2 protein-coding genes, 1 tRNA gene and 1 pseudogene are annotated in these 3,787 nt (G+C 38.1%); 2 read left to right on the forward strand and 2 right to left on the reverse strand.

Annotation, left to right across the window (positions count from 1 at the left end; all coding sequences use genetic code 11):
* Both ACFIO3_RS09915 and ACFIO3_RS09920 read right to left on the reverse strand, forming a co-directional pair.
* Positions 1–758 (reverse strand): adenylosuccinate synthetase (locus ACFIO3_RS09915; protein WP_375704387.1); only part of this gene is annotated, 758 nt, incomplete at its 3' end.
* Between the two features lie 383 nt (positions 759–1,141).
* A complete protein-coding gene (locus ACFIO3_RS09920; protein WP_375607454.1) occupies positions 1,142–2,305 on the reverse strand; it encodes a phosphoserine transaminase in 1,164 nt (387 codons plus the stop codon).
* Between the two features lie 401 nt (positions 2,306–2,706).
* Here ACFIO3_RS09920 and ACFIO3_RS09925 point away from each other — a divergent pair.
* Together ACFIO3_RS09925 and ACFIO3_RS09930 are read left to right on the forward strand one after the other, a co-directional pair.
* Positions 2,707–2,782: transfer RNA gene (locus ACFIO3_RS09925), tRNA-Phe, on the forward strand.
* A 296-nt stretch (positions 2,783–3,078) separates the two neighbouring features.
* Positions 3,079–3,787, forward strand: a pseudogene (locus ACFIO3_RS09930) (tyrosine-type recombinase/integrase); the annotation flags it as partial.

Consider the following 3,787-nt stretch of genomic DNA (forward strand, 5'->3'; position numbering starts at 1 on the left):
ATCCCTGAACCTGTACATGCCTGCCCAGCAACTGTATTCGATGACGTTACATAAGGATAAGTTCCAAAATCATTATCGAGTAAAGCACCTTGCGCACCTTCAAAAAGAATGTGTTTCCCTCCTCGATACCCTTCATCTAAAAGACGCCACGTACAATCCATAAAGGGTAAAATTTTATCCGCGACTTGCATCAATTCATCATAAAGTGCTTGAGAATCAATTTCCGCAACACCCATTCCACGACGCAAAGCATTATGATGCCTCAAAAGCCGCTCAATCTTAGCCATAAGTGTATCTTTTTCTGCTAAATCCATCACTCGGATAGCACGACGTCCCACCTTATCTTCATAAGCCGGTCCAATACCGCGCTTTGTTGTACCAATCTTTAAACCAGATAAACCGCTTTCTCGAATTGCATCAAGATCACGATGCAAAGAAAGAATCAAAGGAGCATTTTCAGCAATCCGTAAAATTTCTGGTGTAATTTGTACACCCTGATCACATAGTTTTTTTAATTCTGCAACAAAATGATGAGGATCAACAACAACACCATTTCCAATGATTGATAGCTTTCCACGCACTAAACCAGACGGTAAAAGCGATAATTTATAACTCACTCCATCAATAACCAATGTGTGGCCAGCATTATGCCCCCCCTGATATCTTACCACAATATCTGCTCGCTCAGACAACCAATCTACAATTTTACCTTTGCCTTCATCACCCCATTGTGTACCGACAACAACTACATTGGCCATAATTTTCTCCGTCGTGTTTGGTCAAAAAAACCAGCATTCAAAAACAAATGCTTCCTTATAACGAAACCTTAAAGCAAGTGCGACTCCTCATTTCAGATTTTTCTCAATCTTCAAGTGATTAAATTTTCAAATTTATGATAATAAAGATAAGAAAATACCCAAATATTTAAAATCTGTCATTTTCGCTACAAAAAGTAAAAACATTAGAGATTTTAATTTGTTCGTATCCAACACCTGACAAAGTATTCATTCCCCGTCTTAATCTTTTACAATTCATGTAATATTTAGAGGCTGTTTGTCTGATACAAGAATACGAAAGATCATCATAATCTCTCGTATCCTTTTTTGTTTAAAAACACGTTGTGAAAATCACCAGTAATTATTTAAAGCTGTGCTTTTTCAACTTGGAACGCCCACTCAAGCCATTGTGTTAAAATTTCAAGATCGGAAGCCTCAATTGTTATACCCGCCCAAATTCGAAGCCCAGGAGGAGCATCGCGATACGAACCGATATCATAAGCAACCCCTTCCTCATCAAGACGTTTCACAACCGCTTTTATAAAAGATACTCGATTTTCCGTATCCAAAGCAGTAATCACTGGATCCACAATATCTAAACAAACAGCGGTGTTAGAACGCACTTCAGGATCTTTTGCCAAATATTCTAACCATGGCGTTTTGCGAACAAAAGCATCAAGTACAGAAAAATTTTTCTCAACCCGAGCTCTTAATGCCGCTGCACCTCCTAGAGATTTTGCCCACTTCAACCCATCAAGGAAATCCTCAACACAAAGCATAGAAGGTGTATTGATGATCTTTCCTTTAAAAATATCTTCATTCAATTTTCCATTTTTTGTCATATAGAAAAGTTGGGGCATAGGCCAAGCTGGAACATGATTCTCAAGCCTCTCAACAGCACGAGGGCTTAAAATCACCATACCATGCGCTGCTTCACCTCCCAAAACTTTCTGCCATGAAAACGTCACAACATCTAATTTTGAAAAATCAAGATATTGCGCAAAAGCTGCCGATGTTGCATCACAAATGGTCAATCCAGCCCGCTTATGCGGAATGAAATCTGCATTAGGAATACGCACACCAGAAGTTGTCCCATTCCATGTAAAAACAACATCCCGATCAAAGTCAAGTTGTGTTAAATCTGGTATTTCACCATAAGGAGCTTCAAAACGACGCACATCAGAAAGCTTTAATTGCTCGACAACATCTTTATTCCACCCAAACCCAAAACTTTCCCACGCCGCCATATCAATGCCACGCTCACCTAATAAAGACCATAAAGCGGCCTCAACAGCACCGGTATCTGAACCCGGCATAATTCCTATACGATGATCAGAAGGAACTTCAAGAATCTCACGGGTTAAATCAACAACTTCAGCAAGTTTTAATTCTGCTTCTCTCGATCTATGCGAACGCCCAACTAATGCATTTTTAAGAACATCAAGAGTCCAACCAGGCCGTTTGCTACAAGGACCTGAAGAAAAATTAGTATTATTGGGACGACTACTTGGTTTTTGTAACATTATCATTATTTCTCCCCTTTTAGATGTTTTTCTTTCTTTATAAAGAAAAACAAATTATTATAAAGACTAATCAATAATCTTTTTAGAAAAAAGTCAAAAATATTGTCTATTATTGCGTATGCTTAAGATTCATAGAAACTTTATAAAAAAATCTTTCTTAATCATGCTTCTCGATTGATTCTTTTAATTTTTTTTCGTATCATCACCACAATAAGACAGCCTTCTAATAACAATACACTAAAGTGTCCAATATACCTATCAAATTTATTTTATGATAAAAATTCATTGATAACGCTCTAGAATAGGGAGATAAACTTATTAAAAAATCAATTATTTTTCTTTTGATGACTGGACAGAGAAAATTTTAATGTTATAACCGCAAACGCTTTATATTTTTTATGAAGCATGCCCAGATAGCTCAGTTGGTAGAGCAGCGGACTGAAAATCCGCGTGTCCGTGGTTCGAATCCGCGTCTGGGCACCACACTCTTCTTTGTTATATGTAGCCTATTGTTTTTACTGACTTTTAAGTTAGTCGTGCCTGAGTAAAATTAAGGGAATAGGGTTTTCTAACATTTGTCTATAAAGCACGCTTCATACAAAAACAACACTTTGATTTATAATGATAATCTAGCGTTATTCATATTGAATTAGACCCTCGAATAATGTAAGATTCTCTCATTTCAAAGCTGTTTATCTTGAATCAATCAAAACCATTCCCTTGCACGTCAAAAGCGGGGCTGGTGTGTGGGTAAAAACTGTATAAGAAAGGTGTAAAAAATGGCTCTTATGAACCGTCTTAATGCAAGATCTGTCGCAACATTGGGGGCTGGAAAATATAATGATGGTGCCGGGGCTTGCTTCTTCACAAACGTAAAGATGGAGGTGCTCAATGGCTTTATCGTTATACCATTCATGGTCAACGCCGTGAAATGGGATTGGGTGCCTTAAGACATGTCTCTTTAAAACAAGCCCGTGAATTGGCAACTGGGTGGCGCTCTGTTTTGCATGAGGGGCGTAACCCCATTAAAGAACGCGATAAACAAAAGCGTGAAGCAATAAGCAATCTCCATTACTTAAAAGATATTGCCGTAGATGCTTTTGAAAGTCGGAAAGCTGAATTAAAAGATGATGGTAAGGCTTGTGATTGGTTTTCACCTTTACGTCTTTATATTCTCCCTAAATTAGGCTGTCTACCCGTTTCAGAGATTACTCAAACAGAGATACGCAATACTCTTGCCCCTATTTGGCATACAAAAGCTGCAACAGCAGAGAAAGCATTGATACGTCTTAATCTTTGTCTTAAACATGCGGCTGCATTAGGTTTGAATGTTGATTTACAAGCAACAGAAAAAGCACGCGCGCTCTTAGGCAAACAACGCCATAAAACGCAAAATTTTCCAGCTATGGACTGGAGAAAGGTTCCGGCTTTTTATAAAACACTTTGCGAAACAACAACAATGACACAACTGGCTTTACGTTTGCTTAT

It is taken from the genome of Bartonella sp. AD328YNZD (assembly GCF_042196425.1).